The organism is uncultured Sanguibacteroides sp., assembly GCF_900543425.1.
Lineage (GTDB): Bacteria > Bacteroidota > Bacteroidia > Bacteroidales > Marinifilaceae > Gabonibacter.
Genome location: NZ_UQRQ01000002.1, coordinates 41,262 through 65,695, shown reverse-complemented (window position 1 = coordinate 65,695; position 24,434 = coordinate 41,262). Strand labels below are relative to the sequence as shown.

Genomic DNA, 24,434 nt, shown 5'->3' with positions numbered 1-24,434 from the left:
TTTTGTTTCATATCGCAAAGGTAAGAAAAAGCAGGGATATAAAATATTTTGCTAAATTTGTTCTCGTAAAGTTTTTCGGACATGGTCAAAAAAATCATACTGATCCTTTTGGGAGTTTTATTGATGGGATGTATCGTTTGGATCCTATGGAGAGTGAATGAACGGGAGCAAGGCCTGGATGTCCCGAAGGAGGCATTTATTCCTACTAATTCGGCTGTGGTACTTAATATTCACGCCAACGTGACCTTGTCTCCTCGATTGAAAGAGGCGTTTGCGGCAGAATTAGCTCGCTATCATAAGAGTATCTTTTATCGGAGTGTCGATACATTGCAAAAGTTGAAATTGGTGGAAAATACCTCGTGGGTTTTGGCGCTAAGGAGAGAGGGGAAAAAGAGTGTCCGTTTTTTATATATTTTAAACCGGGTTGTAACGGCTTCGCGTAGTGAGGTAGTTCATTTTTTGACGGGGTATTACGCGAAGGCAGAGCTCAAAGAGCGTTTATATGATAAGTTTAAGATATACTCTTTCAAAGATAAAGAAACAGAAGTTTATTTTACCGTGGTGGGAGGAATGGTTTTGTTGTCGGATTCTGAATTATATTTGGAAGATGCATTAAAACAGATTAACGAGGAGAAAAAAACCGATCAGGAAAGTATACCTTTATATAAAAATATAACCCGTTATTTTTCGGAAACAGCGGGAATAAATGTTTTTTTAAATACTTCTTTTTTTTCGGATTTGTGGCCTTTATACATGAATAGAAACATTGTTTCTCCTCATTTGGATCTTACAAAATGGTTTAAATGGGGAGCTTTGGACGGAGATATTCAACCTGACGGAATCAGTTTTAACGGTTTCATGTATTATGGCGGAATGAAGACTACCTTTCTGAATGTTTTTAAGGGACAACAGCCGATGGCTCCCCGTATAGAAGGAGTTATTCCTTCCGGAGTGAATGCCGTGACCGTATTGAACCTGAGCGATACGAAAGCTTATCTGACAGCCTTGGAAAAGTTTCGTCATACGGCAGGTATTATAGAGCATGTCAGGAAGAGAAAAGCTGAGTTTACCCGGCTATTCGGAGATGAGACGGAGGCAAGCTGGAGGGAGTTGTTACAGGGGGAGTTTGCTAAAGGTGTATATTCGTATGATCCGGAAGATAAGAAAGAAGAAGGTTTCGTGATGGTTTATTTGAAGTCTGGTAGCATAGGGCAGACTTTGTTGAAAAATATGCTTCGGAAGTATGCCGAGAAGGTAAATATACATGAAACTTCCCTCGAGAGGACAACGGCTTTGGACCAGGAGAAAAAAGTAACGTATTACAAGATGCCCGTGACGGATTTGGCCGGAGTATTGTGGGGGTATGTATGGGATGGCGTCCCTTCTCGTTATGCTATGATTCAGGATAATTATTTGGTATTAGCCTCTTCCGAATCGGTCATACGCCGTTTTGCGGAGAACTATATGCGACGTCTGAATGTTCAGGATATGGATTGGTATAAGAAAACCAGGGTGAAGATGTCTGCCAAATACAATTGGATGTATCTGGCAGAAACGGGGAGTATGTACCCTCTCTATCAAGATATGGCGAATAATGGCTTGAAAGATTTTTTCACTCGAAATAAAGAACGTTTAGATGTATTTTCTTCAATAGGTTTACAGTGGATTAGTGAAGAAGAGATGTTGTATCAAAGTATTTTCCTGAACACGGAAAAAGTCGAGCAGCCACAGGCACAAGTCGTTTGGCAAACGAAGCTGGATGCTAAACTTACCATGAAACCCGTGGTTGTTGTTAATCATAATAATGGGGAGAGAGAACTGTTTGTACAGGACGAATCACATACGGTCTATTTGATTAACGATATGGGAAGAATTCTATGGAAATTGCCGATAGACGGAAAGATCAATAGCGAGGTGTATCAGGTCGATTTTTATAAAAACGGAAAATTGCAATATCTTTTCTCTACGTCGAAACAACTATACCTGATCGATCGGAATGGGAATTACTTACCTCGTTATCCTCTGGCGTTTAAAAGTTCGTGCCCCTCGGGCATAACGGTCTATGATTATGATAATGACCGGAACTATCGGGTATTTGCCCCTTGTGCGGATCGGAAAATATACCTGTATGAATTATCCGGAGATCCCGTTGAAGGGTGGAGTAAACCTCAAAGTGATAATGATCCGGTGTCTAAAGTATATTATTTTAGGGTTGCGGATAAAGATTATATCGTGTTTGCCGATCGATATCGAATCTATATTCTGGACCGGAGGGGACGGGAACGGGTAAAAATACGAACTTTATACGATCTGCTTCCGGGGACGATGATTTACTTGACAGGAAAGGGACAAAATGAATCTTTGGTTTTTGGAAATGCCGGAGGCGAATTGCAGTTTGTTGATTTTAAAGGGACATCCCGGTCATTAAAACCGGGTAAAGTTACGGGTGGCTATCTGTTTAATGTAGCCGATATGGACGGAGACGGGAATGATGATTTTATATTTTCGAACGGAGAGGATGTATACGTGTATGACCGGAACGGTAAAGTTTTGTGGGAAACACAAGTAAAAGAGGGAAAATTGGGCTTTCCGTACGTGTATCGTTTTTCCGCTCGTGATACGCGCGTGGGGATGTTGGATGAGGTTCATTCGGATTTGTATTTGCTGGATAGAGGGGTGCAGTCGAATGGATTTCCGATTACGGGGACTTCTGCCTTTTCTATTGTATTCCAGAATACCGGAAACGTGGGGTTCTATCTCTACGTGGGAAGTGAGAACGATAGCTTGTTAAAATACCGATTTATAAGATAATATTTTTAAATATTTTTGGTGTGTCTTTTATTTTTATCCTTATATTTGTTTCCTGAATTTTAGTGTAAGTGTAATAATAACTGTAATTTATGACAAAAATGTGTGTGTGGAAACTCTACCTGATAATAGGGTTATTAGGTATGTGTATCATTTCTTGTGGCGATTCGGAACTTTTCAACTCGGACAAAATGACCGAGTCTATCGAATGGGAGCCAGATTTTATACTACCGGTAGGATATGGGGATTATACCATGTGGGATTTATTGAATCCTTATGACCCGGATGAATCGATGATCGAACGTGATAACCGGATTATCATTAATTATGAAGAAAAAGACATCGTGCGCCTGGAGGCAAAAGATTTCTGGGATATGCCGGAACAACAGGTTTCATTAGATGCAAATCTTGTTTTATCCCCGAATTCGATTAGTGGAAACTTACCTCAGGATATCGATATATCCAGTAACGGGGAGACCTATTTTGATTTCGGAGAAATCGGAAAACTCTCTTTTCTTTCGGCCAAGGTAAGGTTTTCCGGAGAGCTTCCGGCCTACTCCTTTAATTATATCGTAACCTTGACCTTGCCCGATGTGAAAGATGAAGCAGGTAATCCTTATAAGTTGGAACGGGTTGTGAATGCGAATCAAACGGATATCTTTTTCGAAGACCGGGAGCTGGAGTTCGATATGAACGATGAGAGTGATCGGGTTCGTTATCAGATTCGTTGCTTTATACCGAAAGACCAGGAGGTGGAAATAGCGGCCGGAGAGTCTTTGAACCTGGAATTTTTATTGTCTGATATTGTATTCCATAAGGTAGTCGGCCAGATAAATCCCCCGATGATCAATATTGATCGGGGATGTTTTGAAATGAATATCGATTTCTGGAATGATGTAACGGGGGATTTCTATTTTGCAGATCCTACGTTGAAATTGATCGTGAAGAGTCAAGGTGTTGATATTCCGATTAAATTGATGCCTGACTTTATCGCTTATAAGGAAGGAGAAACAAGGGATTTTACGGGTGAACCGCTTATATTTGACACGTTTAACGAAACGGGTGAGACGGTAAATGAAAAAGGGTACACGAGGGATAATTCTAATGTGGATGAACTGCTTTCCTTACCGCCTAAAGATTCGATTGCGTATAGCGGTAATATATTCATTAATGAAGGAGGGATGCAAACGGCGTGTGTCATTGAGGAAAACGCTGAATTATCGGCCGACGTGAAAGTGGAGATACCGCTTTACTTTAAAGCCGAGAATCTTACTTTCCGGGATACCATTAAGGATATAGATCTGGATAACCCGGATCAGATTAAGAAGATGGCCTTGATCCTGCGGGCCAAAAACGGTACGCCCTTGAAAATCGGGGTGAAAGAGTTCCTGATGGTAGATGAGAATTTCCAAGAAGTGGATCGGATCGACGCGGATGAATTGATTGATGTTCCGGAGATAGATGCCGACGGTAATGTTATTGCGGTAAAAGAGGGTGAACATATCGTGGAGCTGTCCGAGACAAATATAGATAACCTGGAACGGACAAAGCATCTGATTCTGATTGCCAGTATGGCGACTGCCGGTAATGGACAAACTCCGGTAGAAGTAAAGGCAGATGCCAAACTGGAATTGAAGGTGTTAGTGAAGGTCAAACTCGGTATCAAGTAAGATTAAAATGTATTCAAGATGAAAAAATTAATTACTATTATATCTTTCCTTGTCCTCTTACCTGGGTTCGTAATGGCTCAGGACGGGAACAATACGCTTTATTTTTTATCCAATTCCCCTCAGCGGGTGAAGTTGAATCCGGCTTATCAACCGGAGTACAAAACCTATGTGGGAATACCCGGATTGAGCGGTATCTCTTTGAATTTCAGTAATGCATTTAAAGTAGACGACCTGTTAAGATGGGGAACGGGAGATAAGGCTGATTCTGTAATCTATGATGTAAACCGTTTGCATAAAGCTTTACGGGAGAAGAATTCTCTTGTTTTGAACACGGAAGTGCCTATTCTGGCAATCGGTTTTCGAATTCATTCCTGGTATGCGACATTCGATATAACCCAAAAGAATGATATTGTCTTTAGTTTTAATAAAGATATTATCACTTTCTTCAAAGAAGGTAATGCCAATTATCTTGGTCAGACATTTGACTGGGGAGGTTTAGGATTAAAAGTAACGGCATACAACGAAATAGGTTTTGGATTATCCAAGAAAGTAAACGATCGGTTGACGGTCGGTGGACGCTTTAAGGTTTTGTTCGGGATTGCCAATGCCGATATGACCGATTCGAAGATGGGAGTTTACTCTTCGCCGGACGGAGATACGATCCGGCTATCCTCTCGTCAGAATATTCGGGTTTCGGCTCCGATTAAATATACGAAAGATGGGGAATACGTGGAATGGGATAACATCGAATTTGATGATGATGCTGTCGATGCCAAATTCCTTATTGGAACGGGTAATATGGGATTCGGCGTGGATTTGGGAGCTCAGTACAAATTGATGGATAAGCTGACCTTGTACGCGAGTGTGCTGGATTTAGGTTTTATTCGTTGGGAAGAGAATACCTATAATTTCAAACAAAACACGAGTTTTGACTGGACGGGAGCCGACCTTTCCAATAGTCTTAATAAGGATGATCCGAATTATAAGGATTTCGGTGATGCCTTCGAGGAGATGACCGATTCGTTGGAAAATCGTTTCCGGTTAACGGATAAGCAAGCGGCCTATACGACGATGTTGAATGCAAAAATATACGCGGGAGCAACTTATCAGATGAGAGAGTGGGTTAATTTCGGCGGTCTGTTGAAAGCGTCGGTCATGGATGGGCGTTTATTCCCGGCAGTAACCTTGTCTGCTAATTTACGTCCGATTCGGAATATTAGTGCTTCGGTATCTTATTCTATGATAAACGGGGACTTTGCTAATATAGGAGCGGCATTAACCGCTAAATTCGGTCCGTTCCAATTTTTCGTGGTAACGGATAATGTGTTGGCAGCCAACTATACGAGTACTCGAACGGCGAGCGCACGATTCGGTTTTAATCTGCTATTCGGACATTATCAAAGATAAAATAAAAAAAGCCCGCCGTTCGGCGGGCTTTTTTTATTATAAAGCATTGGCATCGACTACCGTCTCTTTATTGTATTCTCCGTTAGCTAATTTCTTCGCAACCGTTTTAAAGGCTTGAACGGTGTATTCCACGTCTTCCAGCGTATGCATGGCCGTTGGAATCAAACGAAGTAATAATTGTCCTTTGGGAATCACCGGGTAAACCACGATGGAACAGAAAAGATTATAATTCTCTCTTAAATCCATCGCTACCTGAGTTCCTTCGGCAACACTACCGGATAAGTAAACGGGTGTAACCGGAGAATTTGTTTTACCGATGTTTAATCCGTCTGCTTTCAACCCGCTTTGTAAAGCCCGGACAATCGTCCATAATTTTTCTCTTAATTCCGGTCTGCTCCTCAATAGCTCCAGGCGTTTGATGGCTCCTTCCACCATAGGCATAGGCAAGGATTTGGCAAATGTCTGGGAACGCATGTTGTATCTCAGATACATGCATATATCTTCTTCGCAGGCAATAAAGGCTCCGATTCCGGCCATCGCTTTGGCGAAGGTTGCAAAGTAAAGGTCTATTTGGTCCATTACTCCGAAATGATCTCCGGTACCTGCACCGTTCGGCCCCATGGTCCCGAAACCATGAGCGTCATCGACCAATAGACGGAAATTGAAATCTTTTTTCATGGCGACGATCTCGTCTAATTTTCCCAGATCTCCGGCCATCCCGAAAAGACCTTCCGTGATTACGAGAATACCGCCTCCGGTACCTTCCACCCATTTGGTTGCCCGTTCGAGTTGTTTGCGTAAACTATCCATATCGTTATGTTGGTATACATAACGTTTTGCCGGAGATAAACGCAGGCCATCCATAATGCAGGCATGATCTTCGGCATCGTAAACGATACAGTCATGACGGCAAGTCATGGCATCGATGATAGAAACCATACCCTGATACCCGAAATTCAGTAAAAATGCATCCGGTTTACCCACGAAATCGGCTAATTGGGATTCCAGGTATTCATGACGAGAAGTTTGCCCACTCATCATGCGAGCTCCCATGGGATAGGCCATGCCGTATTTTGCCGCTGCTTCTGCATCCGCTTTTCTTACTTCAGGATCATTAGCGAGACCGATATAGTTATTTAAACTCCAGTTTAACATTTCTTTCCCGCGGAATTTCATCCTGGGACCGATTTCTCCTTCTAATTTCGGAAATGAAAAATAGCCGTGAGCTTGCTTGGCGTATTGTCCGATATTTCCTTTCTGATTTTTTACTCTTTCAAAAATGTCCACTTCGATAATATTTTGAAATTCTTAAATTTTTGATACAAATGCGTAGCAAAGGTAACTAAAAATTCTTATTATGAAGGATTTCTTTATTGAAAAGTTGTTTTTGTCCTTTATCCTATTTTTTCAAAAAGAAATGTGGATGAACTTATTGCATATTGATATTTATAGATTATCTTTGCGTGATGCAAAAATAGCGCTTATGATGAAGAATTTTTTAGGTTTTCTACTTGTTATTGTACTGATGAGTTCCTGTGGAGAGTACCAAAAACTTTTGAAGAGTGGGGACTATTCTCTTATGTATAAAAAAGCAGTAGAATATTATAATAAAGGAGATTATACAAGGGCTTTGAATTTGTTTGACGGTATTCGAACCGTTTTTGCGGGGACCTCAAGAGCTCAAACAATAGCTTACTACCGGGCTTTTTGTACTTATAATCAAAAAGATTATGAAAATGCAGCCGAACTGTTTAAACAGTTTGTGGCGATGTTTCCGGAAAGTTCCTACATGGAAGAGTGTCTGTATATGATGGGGTATTGTAATTACTTGGCTTCGCCGAGGGTGCGTTTGGATCAGACGGTGACGGAAAAAGCTATGAATAATTTTCAACTGTACCTGAGCCGTTATCCCAATTCTACACGAAAAGAGCAAATAAACAAATACATGGACGACATGAGTGATAAGCTCTCTTACAAGGCTTATCTGGGAGCGGAAAACTATTATTTGCGGGAACATTATAAGGCTGCCGTTGTCAGCTTGGAGAATTGTCTGAAAGATTTTCCCGGGACGAAATACCGGGAAAGGATCATGTGGATGTTGTTTAACTCGAAGTACGAAATGGCCGTAAATAGTGTGGAGGATAAAAAATACGAGCGTTATACAACAGCAAAGGAAGAGTATTATTATTTTGTGGACGAATATCCTAATAGCGTATATGCGAAGGAAATGGCCAAAAAATATGAAGTTTTGAACGACTTCCTGAAACAATACGATGATCCGGACGAATATAAGGAAGACGAACAGAATAATCAAACGAATTCCACGAATCAGGAAGGTCAGAATAATCAGAATAAATAATTATATTCAAATTAACCATGGTAGATTTTAAGAAAGTAAAGGCACCGAATAATACCATTACAAGGAATACGGCTGCGTTAGCCGGTAAGGCGGATAATATTTATGAAGCTGTAGCTGTCATTGGAAAACGTGCCAATCAGATTTCGGTTGAAATGAAAGAAGAGTTGAGCAGAAAACTTCAAGAGTTTGCCTCATACGCGGATAATTTGGAAGAGATATTTGAGAATCGCGAACAGATCGAGATTTCCAAGTATTACGAGCGTATTCCTAAACCGGTGTTGATCGCTACTCAGGAGTTTGAGGATGGAGAACTTTATTTCCGTAATCCGGCAAAGGAAAAAGGAGCAATAAAGTTGGAGGAAGAGGAAGAATAGATTAGAAACGGATAATGGGAAAATTATCTGAAAAGATAAAAGGGCTGTCGGATGAATTTTCAGACAGCCTCTTTTTTTCAGATGATAAAAAAAACGACATATGTTACAGGGAAAAAATATCATATTAGGAGTAACGGGGAGTATCGCTGCCTACAAGGCGGCTCTGTTAATACGAGGTCTTGTAAAAGGAGGGGCTAACGTGAAAGTTATAATGACGCCTTTAGCGAAGGAGTTTATAACTCCTTTGACTTTGGCCACGCTGTCTAAAAATCCTATTCTGGTGGATTTTTATAATCCCGAAAATGGAGATTGGAATTCACATGTGGATTTGGGGTTGTGGGCAGATGCCTATTTAATCGCTCCGGCTACCGCGAATACAATCGGGAAAATGGCTGCCGGTATAGCAGATAATTTATTATTGACAACTTATTTATCGGCAAAGTGCCCGGTCGTTGTAGCTCCTGCCATGGATCTGGACATGTATCTTCATCCGGCTACTCAACGGAACCTGCAGGTGTTGAAATCCTGTGGAAATTTGATTATCGAACCTGAAAGCGGTGAGTTGGCGAGTGGGTTGGTTGGAAAGGGAAGGATGGAAGAGCCGGATCAAATCGTGGCTTTTATGAGCCGCTTTTTTGCCGTGGACGAGTGTTATACGGGAAAGAAAGTGTTGATTACGGCAGGCCCTACCTATGAAAAAATAGATCCCGTACGTTTTATCGGTAACTACTCTTCCGGGAAAATGGGATTTGCCTTGGCCGAAGAGATGGCTGCCCGGGGGGCCGAAGTAACACTTGTTACCGGACCGGTAAACCTGAAATTATCCAATAGACAGATCAGGAGAATAGATGTGGAATCGGCTGCCGAAATGTATCAGGCGGCTATAACGGTCTTTCCGGAAAGTGATATTGCTGTTTTGAGTGCTGCTGTGGCGGATTTTACTCCCAGAGAACAGGCTGTTGTGAAATTGAAACGGGGAGAAGATGATCTGAAGTTAGAGTTGGCACCGACCAAAGATATTGCGGCCGAGTTAGGACGAAAGAAAAAAGCGGGACAATTGTTGGTCGGATTTGCATTGGAAACCAATGACGAAGAAACCAATGCCGTCTCAAAAATGAAAAGGAAAAATCTGGATTTGATCGTATTGAATAGCTTACAGGATAAGGGAGCCGGTTTCGGGGGAGATACCAATAAGGTAACGCTGATCGATAAGGATGAAAATAAATGGATTTACGACTTAAAAACAAAATCGGAAGTGGCTATTGATATTGCCGATCGGATAGCAGAATTTTTTAAATAAATTGCTAAAATAGTTTGTTCGGGATAGAAATATATCTATATTTGTATTCCGATATGAAGATTGAACATCAAAATATTCGGCACACTTTTTATTCTTGCCTCCAGTTTAGGCAGAAAAGAGAACGTCGTTTTGATAAGATATTAAAAACCAACATTGTTTTGATAGCATTGTTGGTTTTTTTTTATGGATAAATGTTTAAGCAAACATCTTTAAATATATAAACAATATGAACAAACGTAGTTTAGTATCCATTACCGATTACTCGAAAGAGGAGATTCTGGAAGTATTGAAAACCGCTTCAGAATTTGAAAAAAATCCGAACCGCAATTTATTGGCCGGTAAGGTAGTCGCTTCCTTGTTTTTCGAACCCTCAACACGTACCAGGTTGAGTTTCGAGACTGCAATTAGTCGTATGGGAGGTCGGATTGTAGGATTTTCCGATGCTTCTTCTTCCAGTACGACAAAAGGAGAATCTTTGAAAGATACAACAAAAATGGTGGATAATTACTGCGATTTGATCGTTATGCGCCATCCTTTGGAGGGAGCTGCCCGTTTTGCAAGCGAGGTCGCTTCCGTGCCTGTGATTAATGCCGGAGACGGTGCTAACCAGCATCCGACTCAAACAATGCTTGATCTTTATTCTATCTATAAAACTCAGGGAACCCTGGAGAATCTGAATATTTTTATGGTAGGAGATTTAAAATACGGGAGAACGGTACATTCTTTACTACAAGCAATGAGTCATTTCAATCCGACATTCCACTTCATTTCACCCAAAGAGTTAGAAATGCCGGCTGCTTATAAATTGTTTCTGGATGAATTGCATATTCCCTACTATGAACATACGGAATTGGACGATGTGATTAATGAAGCGGATATCCTTTATATGACACGGGTGCAACGAGAAAGATTTGCTGATCCGTTAGAGTATGAGAAAGTGAAAAACGTGTATATTTTAAAGAACGCCATGTTGAGTGGGACCAAACCGAATATGCGTATTTTACATCCGCTACCCCGGGTAAACGAAATCGACGAGGATGTGGATGAAAATGAAAAGGCCTACTATTTCCAACAAGCATTGAATGGTGTTTACACCCGTCAGGCGATTATATTTAAGGCATTAGATTTAAAATGGTAATAAAGAAAAAAGATATGGCAGCAAAAAAAGAATTACAGGTAAGTGCCGTTGAAAACGGTACGGTGATAGACCACATCCCTGCTGATAAGTTGTTTGACGTGATTAATATTTTAGGTATTGAACACACGGAGAATACCGTTACTTTCGGGTATAATTTGTCAAGTAGTAAGTTCGGTAAAAAGGCGATTATTAAAATCTCCGATAAATTTTTGAGAGACGATGAAATTAATAAGCTGGCTTTGGTAGCTCCTTCTGCCAAAATCAATATTATCAAAGATTTTGAAGTGGCAGAGAAAAAGACGGTTAGTGTTCCGGAACACGTAGAGGGTATTGTGAAATGTGTGAATCCGAAATGCATTACGAATAATCAGCATGTCCGGACAAAATTTGCCGTGGTAGGAAGCGCTCCTATCGTGCTGAAATGTCACTACTGTGAAAAATTGACGGATCAGGAACATATCGTGATTATTTAATTAACGGATAAGAAAAAGAGACCGTTTAGTGTTGGCGGTTTTTGATTTATAAGGGTAAGATATAAAATCTTACCCTCATTTTTTAGAGTTTCACTACTTCTCTAATTCGAAACATGTGCTTTGTTTTTTTGTTGTAATTTAAGAGACTTGCTGGTGATGAATTTAATAAATTCTCTGGGGATGGCATCTTCTACTTCGTGGGTGTTTAGATTAAAACGTCCCCTTGGCTTTTGTTTTTTTACGGCTAAGGTTCCGAAATCGTGAATTGTAACACTTTCTCCTGTTGCAAGAGATTCTCGAATCGTTTCAATGACCGTATTTACGATATTGGCAGTTAATGATTGGGTCAGCCCACTCTTTGAGGCAACTTTTTTGGTAAGTTCTTTTTTGTTCATGACGGCCTAAAATAATGATTAACGTTATAATGATTTTATTTAGATAATTTGTGATTGTTTTTCAAACAATTCTGTCATAATAATCGTTCATTGTCATGGACAAATATAATAAATTTAAAAATAAAGAAAAAATACGACTTAAAAATATTCTATATAAAGAACTTAATCAAAATAGCAAGAGTATAAATTCTATCTATAAAAACAATATAATCCCTGTCCAAAAAAGCGAACGTTTTGTAAGACAAATTATCTTATTTTTCATTACTGATATTTAGCTTTTTACATATGTGTAGGTTTGCAATTCTTTATATAGGTGTTGTAAACTTTAATAGGATAATTATGGTAATCGCATATTTGAGGGTTAGCACGGGAAAACAACACTTAGCTAATCAGAGAGAAGAAATTGTGAAGTATGCTTCACGAAAAGGATTAAAAATTGAACGTTGGGTAACAGAAATTGTAAGCGGAAAGAAGAAAGAAAGAGAAAGAAAATTAGGGAAATTAATGGGAAGTTTGCAGAAAGGAGATGTATTGATTGTCACGGAACTTTCCCGTTTGAGTCGGACACTATTGGATATCATGTCTATCCTGAATCGGTGTCTTGAAAAAGAAATTGTTATTTATAGTACCAAAGACGGTTATGCTTTTGACAATAGTATCAATAGCAAGGTCTTGGCATTTGCTTTTGCTTTAGTTGCGGAGATCGAACATAATCTGATATCGATAAGAACCAAGGAGGCTTTAGCCGTAAGAAAGGCGGAAGGAGTTAAATTGGGACGTCCCAGAGGTACGACCAAACAAGATTTTTTGTTTAAACATCAGAAGGAGATAGAGAAAATGTATCAGGCGGGTAAGTCTATTTCTCATATTTGTCGCCACTATAAGGTTTCCAGAGAGACATTTTATATGGCAGACCGCAATTATCATATTCTTAAACGGAATGAATAAAGGTGCTGTTTTCAGCACCTTTATTCTGATTTAGTAATTCCGTAAAATCTCTTAATCGACAGTTATAGTCGTTTATTCTTCCAAGAAATTCGGATACATATAATTAGTAGCCGGAACGAAAGTTTCTTTAATGGCTTGGGGGGATACCCATCTCAACAGATTGAATACGGTTCCTGCTTTATCGTTGGTTCCGGATGCGCGTCCTCCGCCGAATGGCTGTTGATCCACAACGGCGCCGGTCGGTTTATCGTTGATATAGAAATTACCGGCCGTGTGCGTCAAGCGCTCTGTTAACTTTTCTATGTGACTGCGGTCGTTGGAGAAGATGGCACCCGTAAGGGCGTAAGCGGAACCCTTGTCGAGAATATCCAAAGTCTCTTCAACCTTATCCGGTTCATACACGTAAATGGTAATAATCGGTCCGAATAACTCTTCCTGCATGGTAATATAGTCCGGTTTTAAAGCGCGGATGACCGTTGGTTGTATAAAATATCCGACAGATTTGTCGTAAGTACCGCCGGCAACAATTTCTGCATCTTTTGAGGCCTTGGCCGCATCGATGGTTTCGGATAGTTTGTTGAATGAGGTTTCGTCGATTACGGCATTTACAAAGTTTCTGAAGTCTTCGATTCCTCCGACTTTAATTTCCGCTAAATCTTTTTTTACCAAAGTTTCGACTTCCGGCCATAGATTGGAAGGAATATATGCTCTGGAAGCCGCGGAACATTTCTGTCCTTGGTATTCAAAGGCTCCTCTTACGATTGCGGTTGCAACCTCTTTTGCTGAAGCGGTAGGATCAGCGAATATGTAATCCTTACCTCCGGTTTCTCCTACGATTCGCGGGTAAGAGCGATACTTGTTGATGTTATTCACTATATTGGCCCAAATATCATTAAAGACGGCTGTCGAACCGGTAAAATGTACCCCGGCAAAGTCTTTATGTTTAAAAATAACATCGGCTGCAGTAGGTCCGGAACAATATACCAGATTGATTACTCCGTCAGGAAGTCCGGCTTCTTTTAATATCTCCATGATCAGGTGTGCCGAGTAGACGGCGGTTTTGGATGGCTTCCATACGCACACATTTCCCATAAGTGCGGGAGCTCCCGGTAAGTTTCCGGCGATAGAAGTAAAATTAAATGGAGTGAGTGCAAAAATAAAGCCTTCTAAAGGACGCCATACGGTACGGTTCCAAATTCCGGGGGCGGAATTGGGTTGCATATGGTAGATCTCATACATATTTTTTACGTTATAACGAAAGAAATCTGCCAATTCACACACGCAATCGATCTCTGCCTGGAAGGCATTTTTGGATTGTCCCAACATGGTAACAGCATTCATTTTTTGACGGTAAGGGCCTGTAAGCAAGTCTGCGGCTTTCAAGAAAATGGCGGCCCGGCTTTCCCATCCCATTTTCTCCCATGCCGGTTTGGCTTTTAATGCTGCATCGATAGCCATTTGTACATGAGAGGCATCTCCTTGATGATAATGTCCTAACAGATGTTTGTGATCGTGAGGAGGACGAATATCGGCCAATTTTCCCGTACGAACTTCTTTACCTCCGATAATCATAGGAAGATCTACGGTTGTTGCTTTTACTTCGTTGATTTGTGCTTTTAACTCTTTTCTTTCCGGTGAACCTGGAGCATAGCTTTTGATCGGTTCATTGGTAATGTTTGGTAGTCTGTAAACTCCTTTAGGCATTTTATATCAATTTAAGCAGTTAATATTATGTTTGTACAAATTTGTACTCCTTGTTTTATAATGAATTTTTCAAATATAAAAAATATTTGACTTATAAAACAAGACAAATGTCAGTTTTTGAAATCGGGCTAAATAAAAATGAATTTATCGTGGAGGTAATCCGCTCTATTTCCGCGATCGCTTTATTTAGGATATAAACTATTTGTGGGCAAATTAAAACGATACGCCTTGGTTGTGTGATTCAATAAAAATAAGTTTCGTATATTTGCGGCTCATTTAATTTTTTAAAGGGATATGATATCTGTTAATAGTGTTAGCGTTTTGTTTGGAGGTTTCTCGTTGTTGGAATCTATTTCTTTTCTGGTAAATAAGAGAGATCGAATCGGTTTGACGGGGCGTAACGGGGCAGGTAAATCTACATTATTAAAGATTCTGGCCGGAGTACAGGAACCTTCGGAAGGGAGTGTTTCCATGTCTTCTGATTTGAAAATCGGGTATTTGCCTCAAACCAAGGTGTATGCCGAGGGTAAGACCGTCAGAAAAGAAGCGGAATCGGCCTTTGACGATGTCCTGGCCTTGCGGGAAGAGATCGAACGTTTACACTTGGAGTTGGCCGAACGTACGGATTACGAGTCGGACGGCTATATGAAGCTGATCGATCAATTGAATGTGAAAGACGAGCAATTAAGGATGCGGGGGGGAGAGAATGTGAATGGGGAAGTTGAAGTTATTTTGAAAGGTCTTGGATTTAAGCAAGAGGATTTGGATCGTCGATGCGAAGAGTTTAGTGGGGGATGGCGGATGCGTATAGAGTTGGCGAAGATATTACTGGGACATCCTGACGTATTTCTATTGGATGAGCCTACCAATCATCTGGATATAGAATCTATTTCCTGGTTGGAGTCTTTTCTTCAAAATTACCCGGGTGCTGTTGTGATGGTGTCGCACGATAGGGCATTTTTGGATAATATTACGACTCGTACGATAGAAATTTCTTTGGGGAAAATATACGATTATAAGGTTTCCTACACGAAGTTCACGGAATTAAGAAAGGAGCGCATCGAACAACAGATGAGGGCTTACGAGAACCAACAGAAGCAGATTAAGGATACGGAAGATTTTATTGAACGTTTTCGTTATAAAGCGACCAAATCGGTGCAGGTTCAGTCCAGGATTAAACAGTTGGATAAGATAGAGCGGATAGAAGTAGAACAGGAAGATAAGGCCCGGATTAACGTGCGTTTTCAGCCTGCTGTTCGTTCCGGAGACGTGGTCGTTCACGGTCGGGATCTGGTTAAGGCTTACGGAGATCATTTGGTGTTGAAAGATGTTGATATCGATATATTGCGGGGGGAGAAGGTGGCTTTTGTGGGGCGTAATGGTGAGGGAAAAACGACGTTGGTACGAATGATCATGGACCAGCTTCCGTATGAAGGGACACTAAAAATCGGCCATAACGTGAATATCGGTTATTTCGCACAAAATCAAGCCGATTTATTGGATCCCTCTTTGAGTGTATTGGATACGGTAGATCAGGTAGCTGTTGGAGAGATCCGGAAAAAGATCCGGGATATCCTGGGTGCATTTTTGTTTTCCGGAGAGGATGTGGAAAAGAGGGTAAGGGTACTTTCCGGGGGAGAGCGGACACGCCTGGCCATGGTTCGTTTATTGCTGGAGCCCTACAATGTGTTGATCCTTGATGAGCCTACCAACCATCTGGATATGCGGACAAAGGATATATTGAAGGAGGCTTTGAAAAAATTTGAAGGGACTGTGATCGTTGTATCGCATGACCGGGATTTTTTGACGGGTTTGGCTGATAAAGTATATGAATTTGCGAATAAAAGAATAAAGGAGTATTTGGGTGGGGTCACTCATTTCTTGGAAACAAAAAAATTGGAATGTTTCCGGGAATACGAACAAATGCATCCGGGGTGCGGCAAGATTATAGGAACGGAAGAGAATGAAGAGAATGTTTCGGAAAATAAACAGGCATTTCTGGAACGGAAGCAGTTCAATAAGGAGATAAAGCGGGTGGAGGTTCGGGTCGGGAAGTTGGAGGAGGAGATTGCGACGTTGGAAAAAGAGATCGCAAATATCGAAGAAAAAATGTCGGAAGGAGTTGTAAACGAAGAGCTTTTGAGAGCATATGAGGAGAAAAAGACAAGGTTGGACCAATGCATGAGTGAATGGAGCGGAGAGAACGAGCATCTGGAGAATTTAAAATCTACTATTAAAAATTATAAATCGTAAATCAATGGGTTATGGCAAAATATAAACAAGAGTGTATATTCGGACTTCGTGCTGTGATCGAAGCCATCCAACAAGAAAAGGAGATTGATAAAGTGGTATTTAAAAAGGGGTTGCGGGAAGGAGAACTCTTTCAGAAACTATTTATTATGGTGAGAGATAAGGGGATTCCTTTTCAGTATGTACCCGAAGAGGTGTTCAAACCTTTTGAGGGGCGAAATCATCAGGGCGTGTTGGCGGAAGTTTCCCCTATCACTTATCAGGATATCAACGAGGTGATGGATCGGGTGCTTGAAGCCGGGGAAATGCCGTTGATACTGGTATTGGATCGAATCACGGATGTCCGTAATCTGGGTGGAATTGCCCGTACGGCAGAATGTGCCGGTGTACATGCCCTTATTATTCCAAACAAGAATTCGGCTAAGATATCGTCTGATGCGATTAAAACTTCCGCGGGTGCGCTCTATCATTTGCCGGTTTGCCGGGAACAAAATCTGAAGAAAGTAATTAAGGAATTAAAACGGCGGGGTATGATGGTGTATGCTGCCAGTGAAAAAGGAGAGAAATATTACACGGAGGTGAACATGAAAGAGGGGTGCGTTATCATTATGGGCTCGGAGGATACCGGAATTGACGAAGAGTTACTGAGACACGCTCACGAGCAGATTAAAATCCCGCAAAAAGGAGCTATCGAATCGTTGAATGTATCTGCGGCGGCAGCAATTGTCCTGTATGAAGCCGTCAGACAAAGAGGATAAAAAAAAAGCATTCCGTTCGGAATGCTTTTTTTTATAGGTCATACCAGGAAGCTCTCTTGGTTAACTTTAAATCTTTTAGCATACTGGAACGTACGTTGATCTGAAAATTATAGGACTGGTGTTGTCCGAACGGAATACAATTAAAACTCATTTCCCAACAATGCAGATCGCGCGTAATTTGAAAGCTACTGGCTGAAATTTCTTTGGTGGCAAAGTTATAACCGCTGCTGAAGCTGATTTTCCATTTGGGTGTTAGAGAGAAGTCTCCGTTGATACCCATCATCTGCGTTACCGTAGATTTGAAAGCGGGTTTACTATAATTGAATGTATAATCTATATTGATGGACCAGGGTACGTCAAAGTCTAAGTATTGGTCATAGTATCCCCCGATCATTTCGTTTTTTTCCTCTTTATTTTTACCGTTATCAGCGGAAAAGTTGATTCCTGTACTGAGAGAAGCATTGGTGAGTCGTCCGATTCCTCCATGATACTTATTCAATTTATTTCCGTTTTCATCCAAGGCATAAGGATCTAAAGTCCCGTTGAAGTTAAGGTCAATCCTGCTGTTGAATAGTTTTGTCCGGGCACTCAAACCGATGGTGCTGAACTTGAATTTATCGGCAAATGGATTGTAGTTGACTTGTATCCTGAAACTTTCCAATAGTTTGATCTTCCGAAATTGTTCCTCCCCGGTTGTATCCTGATCGTTTCTCACCTTCATCTCAATATTGTTATCTACACTAAAGCTGATACTTCCCGACTGTTTGCTGGTCTGCGTGGAAGGACGGTAAGTCATACCTTCATATATGGAATATTCCGTGACGGTGACACCGTCTGTGTAGGTCTTCGTGTAGCTCCCCAATGGGTTGATCGGAGGAGTGTAGGAAGCCGAAAGTGTAGGACGGATCACATGCCGGATGGCATAGACCTTAGAACCCGGTTTAAATAGGAACATACCGTATATGGTCGGTGTATAGCCGATGGAAGCACTTGCGGAGTAATCATGAGAATAATTGATGCCCGGAATGTCTCGCTGGATGAAATGTCCCCCGTTTGCGGTGGTGTCCGGAACCCATACCCTTTCAATTGTTTTTAGGTTCAAGTAACCGTTATAGTTGAGCGAAGGAGTGAGCGTGACGTCTTTTGCCAGTTTAAAAGAGAGGCTGAGAGGAATATTATGTTTAAAACCATTATTCCAGTCTCTGGTAAAAGAGGATTTGAACAGCTTGTCCTCTTTGGTTTGAATATTATTTTTTAAATCGGCCGAATAAGAGATACCGATATTGTCGTACCATTTCATCTCTCCTACTTTCCCTTTTTTACGGAAGGGATAGATCTGACTCATTCGGAAGCTCAGATTGGGTAGGGTAACGGATATGGATGAGTCCTGGCTGTTCTGGTTATGATTGAAAGAACCACTTAAACTGAACGGTTTTTCGGGCCATTTCTTGCTCCATGAGATACTGGATTGCTTTCGTTGATTGGCTATTTCGTTGATGTTGGTGGAATTAAAGTAGTTCTGGTTGGCAGAAGACATATCCACGGAAGCAGAAAACGTACTGTAGGGATTTGCTTTCCCGTCTTGCGAATGAGTCCAGCGTACGGACCAGTCACTCGACTCTTGATAATCGGGCATTCCTTTCTCGCTAACGTAGTTCTTGCTCGTCGAAAAATCGAAATTACCGTTGAATTTATAACGCTTCCTATAGGTCGATCCCAGTCGCACGCCCCAGGAACCGTTCGTGTATATATCTCCGGTAACGGTGAGATCCATGTAATCGTTTATCGCGAAGTAGTACCCCCCGTTGCGTAAGTTAAAACCTCTCATCCTTTCTTCTCCGTAAGTCGGTATGATAATACCGGATGTTCCTTTTTTGGTAATCGGAAAATAAGCGAATGGAAGGAAAAGCGGAAGAGGTACATCTTCCAGTACTAAATTGGTAAAACCGGCAAAAACTTTTTTGTCTTTGATCATTTTAGCCTTGCTCATACGGAAATAAAAATGAGGGTGGTCGTGCTCGTCACAGGTCGTATACCACCCGTTTTTTACACAATAGACCGAGTCGCTTTGCTTTTTAGTCAGTTTGCCCTGCAGATATCCTTCTCCTTCCTGTGTGATGATCTCTTTTACGAAACCTTTGCGGGTTTCAAAATTATACCGTAGCTCTTTACTGTCGAATTCCTGTCCTCCGTCTTTGAAGTGCGGTTTTCCGATCAGGGTTCCGGCCGAATCCGGGACTCCGGAAGCAAAGGCCAGCTTTTTTTCCATGTCAAGATCGATATAATCGGCTTTTAATTCCGTTCTAATGTATTTGATGTTGGCATCTTTGTAAAAGAAAACTTTTTTGTCGGCAATGGAAAATCTAACAGAGTCCGTTGATTCGTATGTAATCAGATCGTCAAATAACGGTTTTGCCTCCGGGGCACTATCTCTCCGGATGGTGTCGACAGGATTTCCGATGGAATCATACACGATCCGAAGGCTGTCTCCCGGTTGTCCGGTCGTATCAGCCGTCATATTCCATAGTGATTCCCCGAATAAATATTCGGCAGCAAAACTATTCGACGAGAGTATAATAGGCAGGGCAATAGCCATAAAAATGATGCATTTCTTAATAAAAAGCCCTGTATATAATCTAATTTGCAATTTAATATATTATTTTTGTGACTAATATTGCTGACGCGATATAGCTTTTCGCTTTGCAAAAGTAAAAAATATTGATGTTAATACTCATGTTTCTTTTTAAAAAGTTTTAAATAACATGATAAATCGGTACAGGATTATAGTTTTAATGCTTATTTGTTGTCTGTTTGGTTTTTTCGGCCACCTGTCTGCACAGGATCAGTTGGGAAAAATCTCCTGTATTTGTATTGATGCAGGGCATGGCGGAAAGGACCCGGGAGCGATAAATGGTAAGATTAAGGAAAAGGATATTACTTTGGCTATTGCCCTGAAGTTAGGGAATTTGATCCACAAGAACTATCCTGATATGAAAATAGTGTATACCCGTAAAAAGGATGTAGCGGTTGATTTGAGAGAAAGAGGGAAGATTGCCAACAAGGAAAAAGCTCAGTTGTTTATCTCGGTCCATGTGAATAAATTTAAGAATCCGACGGTCCGGGGAGTGGAAACATATGTACTCGGATTACATAAATCGGAGGCCAGTTTGCAGGTTGCGATGAAAGAAAATGAAGCCATCCATTACGAGGAAGACTATACGGTGAAATACGATGGATTCGATCCTCAAAAAACGGAGTCGTATATCATGTTCAACTTTATGAAGAACAGTTACCTGATCAATAGTATTGAACTGGCAACCCCGGTGCAGCAGGAGTTGGTGAAAAGCTTAGGATCGGTCAATCGGGAAGTACGGCAAGCCGGTTTTATCGTGTTGATGGATGTCGGCATGCCTGCCATATTGGTCGAAACCGGTTTTATTTCCAACGCGAAAGATTTGCAATACCTGACGAGTGAATCGGGACAACAAAAAATAGCTCAGGCGATTTTTAATGCATTTCGGGAATACAAAAATAAGATGGAGAAAAATAGTATCGTTTTAAAGGGAGAACCTAAGTCCGTATCGCCCGACGGAGAGTGGTTCTATGCCGTACAGGTGCTCTCTTCTGCTACTAAGGTTACGGACCTGAAACGTTTACATTTGAAAGATAAGATCGAGGAGATACATAGTGACGGTCGATATAAATATTATGTGGGTAAATCTTCTTCTTATGAGGAGATTCTAAAAGTACAAAAGCGACTGCGTAAAAGCGTAAAAGACTGTTTCGTAATTGCTATTTCGAACGGTCGGGTAGTGCCTCTGTCCGAAGCGAAAAAATGGGAAAAGAAATAAAATGTAACTTATGAAGATAAAAAGGGAGGTTAAATTAGCGATAACGGCATTGTTGGCGGTAATTATTTTGATTTGGGGAATAAATTTTCTGAAAGGAAGTTCTTTGTTTGAGTCCAGAAATATTTTTTACGGACTTTATGACCGGGTTGACGGACTGAAGGTTTCAAGTGGTGTTGTTTATCGCGGATATCAGGTGGGGCAAGTACTTTCGATCTCTTTTACCGGAGAGCGTTTTGATAAGGTATTAGTGGAATTTTCTGTCAAAAAAGGATTGGAATTGGCCCGGAATACTTCCGCCTATATTCAAAGTGCGGACTTAATGGGATCGAAAATCATTAATTTGATTCCGGGAAATGCTCAACAACTGGCGGTTAACGGAGATACGTTAAGAACTCAGTTGGAACAGGGACTAATGGAACAGGTGAGTAACCAGATGTTACCTTTAAAACAAAAGGCCGAACACCTTTTTTCATCTTTGGATTCTGTTCTTTCCATCATACAGGGGTTATTTAATGAGGATACAAAACAAAATTTGGCTAATAGCTTTCGTAGTATTGATCGGACGCTACACCATTTGGAAGGAGCTTCGGGAAATCTGGATACCTTGATAGAAGGGGAAGCCGGGCGTATCAGCCAGATATTAGCCCATATAAATAGTATAACGGCTAATCTGGAACAGAACAACGGAGAGATTTCAAGAACTTTATCCAATTTTGCCGCAATTAGCGATTCTATTCGACAAGCAAACTTGAAGCAAACCTTACTTGTTTTGCAAAACGCATTGTCTGAGGTGGATTCCATATTAGTGAAACTGAATGAGGGTAGAGGAACCTTAGGTGCATTTGTTAATAATGATGAATTTTATTACAATCTGAATCAGGTATCAGAAAATCTGAATCGCCTTTTAGTTGAGTTTAGGTATAATCCTAAAAAGTTTATTAACCTTTCGTTAGTAGATTTTTCCTCCGGTAAAAAGGACGCTATGGAGTATGGCATTGTGATTTACGAATCGGAAAATCGCTTATTGCCTGATGCTGAACTTTATAAACAAAATCCTGATTTAAAAGAAGTTAGATATAAGGGAAAATATTTATATATTTGGAATACGTATAAAAAGTTGAGGTCAGCACAACGTCAATTGGATAATGTTATTAAACGATACGATAACGCATATATTGTTAAAATCGACTTTATTTAATAAAATAGAATTATTCTAAATAGTAAAAACGAGTACTTGTTTCATTTAACATAATTATGTGTGTTATTTTGTATCTTGAAGATAAAATAAATTGTTTCTCTTCTCTATGTTTTAAAGCTTTACCTTTTTTGAATGCCCTTCGATTATGTTACAATTATGTTAAGTGATTTGAATTAATGACGTAAGGTTTTTATGTTAAGTTATTTATGTAATACTTTTATTATCAAATAGTTGAATCTAAGCTGTTGATACCTAATTTGTAAGCCGGAATTGGTAAAAAACAAACAAAAACGGCATTTTTTTTCTGATTTTTTTTTTCGAATTTAGCATTCCATTTCACCACGAGGTGAAATCTAAACGATATACAAATGAGAATGGATTGTAATAGTATTTGGTCAGAATGTTTAAGTTTGATCCGGGAGCAGGTACCGCCAAAGACCTTTAAAACGTGGTTTGAGCCGATACGTGCTTTGAGTTTTCAACAAGATGTGTTGATTATTCAGGTTCCGAGTTTATATGTTTACGAGTGTTTGGAAGAGCATTTCGTGGAGATATTAAGGAATGCCATTCGTGCGGTGATCGGTCCGACGGCGAAGTTGGAATATTCCGTTGTCGTTGAGGAGAGTCGTCGTACGGAACCTTTATCTGTAAAGATGTCATCCAGCAATACGAAAAAAGTCGAACCTAATACGGCCTATTACGATAAGACGACAAATGGAACCGCCTTAAAAAATCCATTTGAGCGTTGTAATAATCGTTTGCAAATCGATTCTCAGCTGAATCCTTCTTACACGTTGGAGAGTTATATAGAGGGAAGTTGCAACCGTTTGGCGAAATCTGCAGGTGTTGCTATTGCACAAAGTCCCGGGGGTACCGCTTTTAATCCTTTACTGATATACGGTGGTTCCGGTTTGGGAAAAACGCATTTGGCCCAGGCAATAGGATTGGAGGTAAAACAGAACTTTCCGGATAAGGTAGTACTTTATGTTACGACGAATGTTTTTCAAACTCAGTTTACTGAAGCTGTTCGTAAAAACGAAATCAACGATTTCTTGCATTTTTACCAACTGATAGACGTTTTGATACTGGATGATATTCATGAATTGGCGGGAAAAACCGCAACACAGAATACTTTCTTCCATATTTTCAATCATCTTCATCAATCCGGTAAACAGTTGGTTTTGACTTCCGATCGGGCTCCGGCTGAATTAAGTGGTCTGGAAGAGCGTTTGCTTTCTCGTTTCAGATGGGGTTTGTCTGCAGAGATCAAGTCTCCGGATTTTGAAACCCGCATGGAGATTGCCCGCTTTAAGGCGAAGAAGGATGGAATTGATTTCTCGGATGAGATACTGGAATACATTTGTAAGTACGTGAATAATAATGTACGTGAATTGGAGGGTGCGATGATCTCTCTTTTGGCACAGTCCACTTTTAACCGGAAGGATCTGACGGTAGAAGTCGTGAAAGAGATCTTGGGTAAAATGGTGAAACGGCAAATGGCAGAGCTTACCGTGGAGCGTATTCAGGAGGTGGTATGTGAACATTTTAATATGCCGGCTCAACTTTTGCAGGAGAAAACCCGGAAGCGGGAGGTGGTACAGGCTCGTCAGTTAGCCATGTATTTCAGCAAAAATTTTACCAATGCTTCCCTTTCCTATATTGGTAACCAGATCGGAAAAAAAGATCATACGACTGTCCTTTACGCTTGCAAGGCCGTGGCCGACCAAATGGAAACGGATCGGGCATTCCGTTCTCAGGTGGAGGAGTTACAGAAAAAATTGTATTGTAATAATTAACCTAA

General features: G+C 40.7%; 18 protein-coding genes. 14 read left to right on the top strand and 4 right to left on the bottom strand.

The features are described 5' to 3' along the window. Positions 1 to 81 precede the first annotated feature (81 nt). The 3 genes from QZR76_RS01345 (at position 82) to QZR76_RS01335 (ending at position 5,885) form a co-directional block, all read left to right on the top strand. Entirely contained in the window at positions 82 to 2,811 is a 2,730-nt protein-coding gene (locus QZR76_RS01345) for a WD40 repeat domain-containing protein (protein ID WP_294139704.1), read from the top strand. Between the two features lie 89 nt (positions 2,812 to 2,900). Then, positions 2,901 to 4,478 carry a hypothetical protein gene (locus QZR76_RS01340; protein WP_294139703.1) on the top strand — a complete coding sequence of 526 codons (1,578 nt, stop codon included), beginning with the start codon at positions 2,901 to 2,903 and terminating at the stop codon, positions 4,476 to 4,478. Positions 4,479 to 4,496: 18 nt separating this feature from the next. After that, positions 4,497 to 5,885 carry a DUF5723 family protein gene (locus tag QZR76_RS01335; RefSeq protein WP_294139701.1) on the top strand — a complete coding sequence of 463 codons (1,389 nt, stop codon included), beginning with the start codon at positions 4,497 to 4,499 and terminating at the stop codon, positions 5,883 to 5,885. A gap of 36 nt (positions 5,886 to 5,921) precedes the next feature. Here QZR76_RS01335 and QZR76_RS01330 read toward each other — a convergent pair whose 3' ends face one another. Then, positions 5,922 to 7,172, bottom strand: coding sequence for an aminotransferase class I/II-fold pyridoxal phosphate-dependent enzyme (locus QZR76_RS01330; protein WP_294139699.1), 1,251 nt, complete (start codon positions 7,170 to 7,172; stop codon positions 5,922 to 5,924). Positions 7,173 to 7,368: 196 nt separating this feature from the next. Here QZR76_RS01330 and bamD point away from each other — a divergent pair, with 196 nt between their 5' ends. The 5 genes from bamD (at position 7,369) to pyrI (ending at position 11,529) form a co-directional block, all read left to right on the top strand. Then, positions 7,369 to 8,244, top strand: a complete 876-nt coding sequence (gene bamD, locus QZR76_RS01325) for an outer membrane protein assembly factor BamD (RefSeq protein ID WP_294139697.1) — start codon at positions 7,369 to 7,371, stop codon at positions 8,242 to 8,244. A gap of 17 nt (positions 8,245 to 8,261) precedes the next feature. Continuing rightward, positions 8,262 to 8,618, top strand: a complete 357-nt coding sequence (locus QZR76_RS01320; protein ID WP_294139695.1) for a DNA-directed RNA polymerase subunit omega — start codon at positions 8,262 to 8,264, stop codon at positions 8,616 to 8,618. Between the two features lie 100 nt (positions 8,619 to 8,718). Next, positions 8,719 to 9,918 (top strand): bifunctional phosphopantothenoylcysteine decarboxylase/phosphopantothenate--cysteine ligase CoaBC, encoded by a 1,200-nt coding sequence (coaBC, locus tag QZR76_RS01315; protein ID WP_294139693.1) that lies wholly within the window; start codon positions 8,719 to 8,721, stop codon positions 9,916 to 9,918. Between the two features lie 226 nt (positions 9,919 to 10,144). After that, a complete protein-coding gene (gene pyrB, locus QZR76_RS01310; protein ID WP_294139691.1) occupies positions 10,145 to 11,056 on the top strand; it encodes an aspartate carbamoyltransferase in 912 nt (303 codons plus the stop codon). A gap of 14 nt (positions 11,057 to 11,070) precedes the next feature. Next, positions 11,071 to 11,529: an aspartate carbamoyltransferase regulatory subunit gene (pyrI, locus tag QZR76_RS01305; RefSeq protein ID WP_294139689.1), complete on the top strand. Its 459-nt coding sequence runs from the start codon at positions 11,071 to 11,073 to the stop codon at positions 11,527 to 11,529. A 101-nt stretch (positions 11,530 to 11,630) separates the two neighbouring features. On the opposite strand, the gene QZR76_RS01300 is transcribed toward pyrI, so the two are convergent. Continuing rightward, positions 11,631 to 11,924, bottom strand: coding sequence for an HU family DNA-binding protein (locus tag QZR76_RS01300; RefSeq protein WP_294139687.1), 294 nt, complete (start codon positions 11,922 to 11,924; stop codon positions 11,631 to 11,633). 339 nt (positions 11,925 to 12,263) lie between these two features. On the opposite strand from QZR76_RS01300, the gene QZR76_RS01295 reads away from it, so the two are divergent. Next, positions 12,264 to 12,872: a recombinase family protein gene (locus QZR76_RS01295; protein WP_294139685.1), complete on the top strand. Its 609-nt coding sequence runs from the start codon at positions 12,264 to 12,266 to the stop codon at positions 12,870 to 12,872. Positions 12,873 to 12,944: 72 nt separating this feature from the next. Here the strand turns inward: QZR76_RS01295 and pruA are convergent, their stop codons facing one another. Then, positions 12,945 to 14,576: an L-glutamate gamma-semialdehyde dehydrogenase gene (gene pruA / locus QZR76_RS01290; RefSeq protein WP_294139683.1), complete on the bottom strand. Its 1,632-nt coding sequence runs from the start codon at positions 14,574 to 14,576 to the stop codon at positions 12,945 to 12,947. A gap of 294 nt (positions 14,577 to 14,870) precedes the next feature. Here pruA and QZR76_RS01285 point away from each other — a divergent pair, with 294 nt between their 5' ends. Both QZR76_RS01285 and rlmB read left to right on the top strand, forming a co-directional pair. Continuing rightward, positions 14,871 to 16,829 (top strand): ABC-F family ATP-binding cassette domain-containing protein, encoded by a 1,959-nt coding sequence (locus QZR76_RS01285; protein WP_294139681.1) that lies wholly within the window; start codon positions 14,871 to 14,873, stop codon positions 16,827 to 16,829. 11 nt (positions 16,830 to 16,840) lie between these two features. Beyond that, entirely contained in the window at positions 16,841 to 17,584 is a 744-nt protein-coding gene (rlmB, locus tag QZR76_RS01280; RefSeq protein ID WP_294139679.1) for a 23S rRNA (guanosine(2251)-2'-O)-methyltransferase RlmB, read from the top strand. Positions 17,585 to 17,615: 31 nt separating this feature from the next. Here the strand turns inward: rlmB and QZR76_RS01275 are convergent, their stop codons facing one another. After that, entirely contained in the window at positions 17,616 to 20,180 is a 2,565-nt protein-coding gene (locus QZR76_RS01275) for a putative LPS assembly protein LptD (protein ID WP_294139677.1), read from the bottom strand. Positions 20,181 to 20,346: 166 nt separating this feature from the next. Between QZR76_RS01275 and QZR76_RS01270 the strand changes: the two genes are divergently transcribed. The 3 genes from QZR76_RS01270 (at position 20,347) to dnaA (ending at position 24,429) form a co-directional block, all read left to right on the top strand. After that, positions 20,347 to 21,435: an N-acetylmuramoyl-L-alanine amidase gene (locus QZR76_RS01270; RefSeq protein ID WP_294139675.1), complete on the top strand. Its 1,089-nt coding sequence runs from the start codon at positions 20,347 to 20,349 to the stop codon at positions 21,433 to 21,435. A gap of 10 nt (positions 21,436 to 21,445) precedes the next feature. Beyond that, positions 21,446 to 22,633, top strand: a complete 1,188-nt coding sequence (locus tag QZR76_RS01265; protein ID WP_294139673.1) for an MlaD family protein — start codon at positions 21,446 to 21,448, stop codon at positions 22,631 to 22,633. A 368-nt stretch (positions 22,634 to 23,001) separates the two neighbouring features. Then, on the top strand, positions 23,002 to 24,429 hold the full coding sequence (dnaA, locus tag QZR76_RS01260) for a chromosomal replication initiator protein DnaA (RefSeq protein ID WP_294139671.1): 1,428 nt from the start codon (positions 23,002 to 23,004) through the stop codon (positions 24,427 to 24,429). Positions 24,430 to 24,434: the final 5 nt, after the last annotated feature.

What these genes read in the sequence shown, in the direction of transcription:
- QZR76_RS01345 (WP_294139704.1), top strand. Translation starts at nt 82, where the DNA reads ATGGTCAAAAAAATCATACTGATCCTTTTGGGAGTTTTATTGATGGGA.
- QZR76_RS01340 (WP_294139703.1), top strand. Translation starts at nt 2,901, where the DNA reads ATGACAAAAATGTGTGTGTGGAAACTCTACCTGATAATAGGGTTATTA.
- QZR76_RS01335 (WP_294139701.1), top strand. Translation starts at nt 4,497, where the DNA reads ATGAAAAAATTAATTACTATTATATCTTTCCTTGTCCTCTTACCTGGG.
- bamD (WP_294139697.1), top strand. Translation starts at nt 7,369, where the DNA reads ATGATGAAGAATTTTTTAGGTTTTCTACTTGTTATTGTACTGATGAGT.
- QZR76_RS01320 (WP_294139695.1), top strand. Translation starts at nt 8,262, where the DNA reads ATGGTAGATTTTAAGAAAGTAAAGGCACCGAATAATACCATTACAAGG.
- coaBC (WP_294139693.1), top strand. Translation starts at nt 8,719, where the DNA reads ATGTTACAGGGAAAAAATATCATATTAGGAGTAACGGGGAGTATCGCT.
- pyrB (WP_294139691.1), top strand. Translation starts at nt 10,145, where the DNA reads ATGAACAAACGTAGTTTAGTATCCATTACCGATTACTCGAAAGAGGAG.
- pyrI (WP_294139689.1), top strand. Translation starts at nt 11,071, where the DNA reads ATGGCAGCAAAAAAAGAATTACAGGTAAGTGCCGTTGAAAACGGTACG.
- QZR76_RS01300 (WP_294139687.1), bottom strand. Translation starts at nt 11,924, where the DNA reads ATGAACAAAAAAGAACTTACCAAAAAAGTTGCCTCAAAGAGTGGGCTG.
- QZR76_RS01295 (WP_294139685.1), top strand. Translation starts at nt 12,264, where the DNA reads ATGGTAATCGCATATTTGAGGGTTAGCACGGGAAAACAACACTTAGCT.
- pruA (WP_294139683.1), bottom strand. Translation starts at nt 14,576, where the DNA reads ATGCCTAAAGGAGTTTACAGACTACCAAACATTACCAATGAACCGATC.
- QZR76_RS01285 (WP_294139681.1), top strand. Translation starts at nt 14,871, where the DNA reads ATGATATCTGTTAATAGTGTTAGCGTTTTGTTTGGAGGTTTCTCGTTG.
- rlmB (WP_294139679.1), top strand. Translation starts at nt 16,841, where the DNA reads ATGGCAAAATATAAACAAGAGTGTATATTCGGACTTCGTGCTGTGATC.
- QZR76_RS01275 (WP_294139677.1), bottom strand. Translation starts at nt 20,180, where the DNA reads ATGGCTATTGCCCTGCCTATTATACTCTCGTCGAATAGTTTTGCTGCC.
- QZR76_RS01270 (WP_294139675.1), top strand. Translation starts at nt 20,347, where the DNA reads ATGATAAATCGGTACAGGATTATAGTTTTAATGCTTATTTGTTGTCTG.
- QZR76_RS01265 (WP_294139673.1), top strand. Translation starts at nt 21,446, where the DNA reads ATGAAGATAAAAAGGGAGGTTAAATTAGCGATAACGGCATTGTTGGCG.
- dnaA (WP_294139671.1), top strand. Translation starts at nt 23,002, where the DNA reads ATGAGAATGGATTGTAATAGTATTTGGTCAGAATGTTTAAGTTTGATC.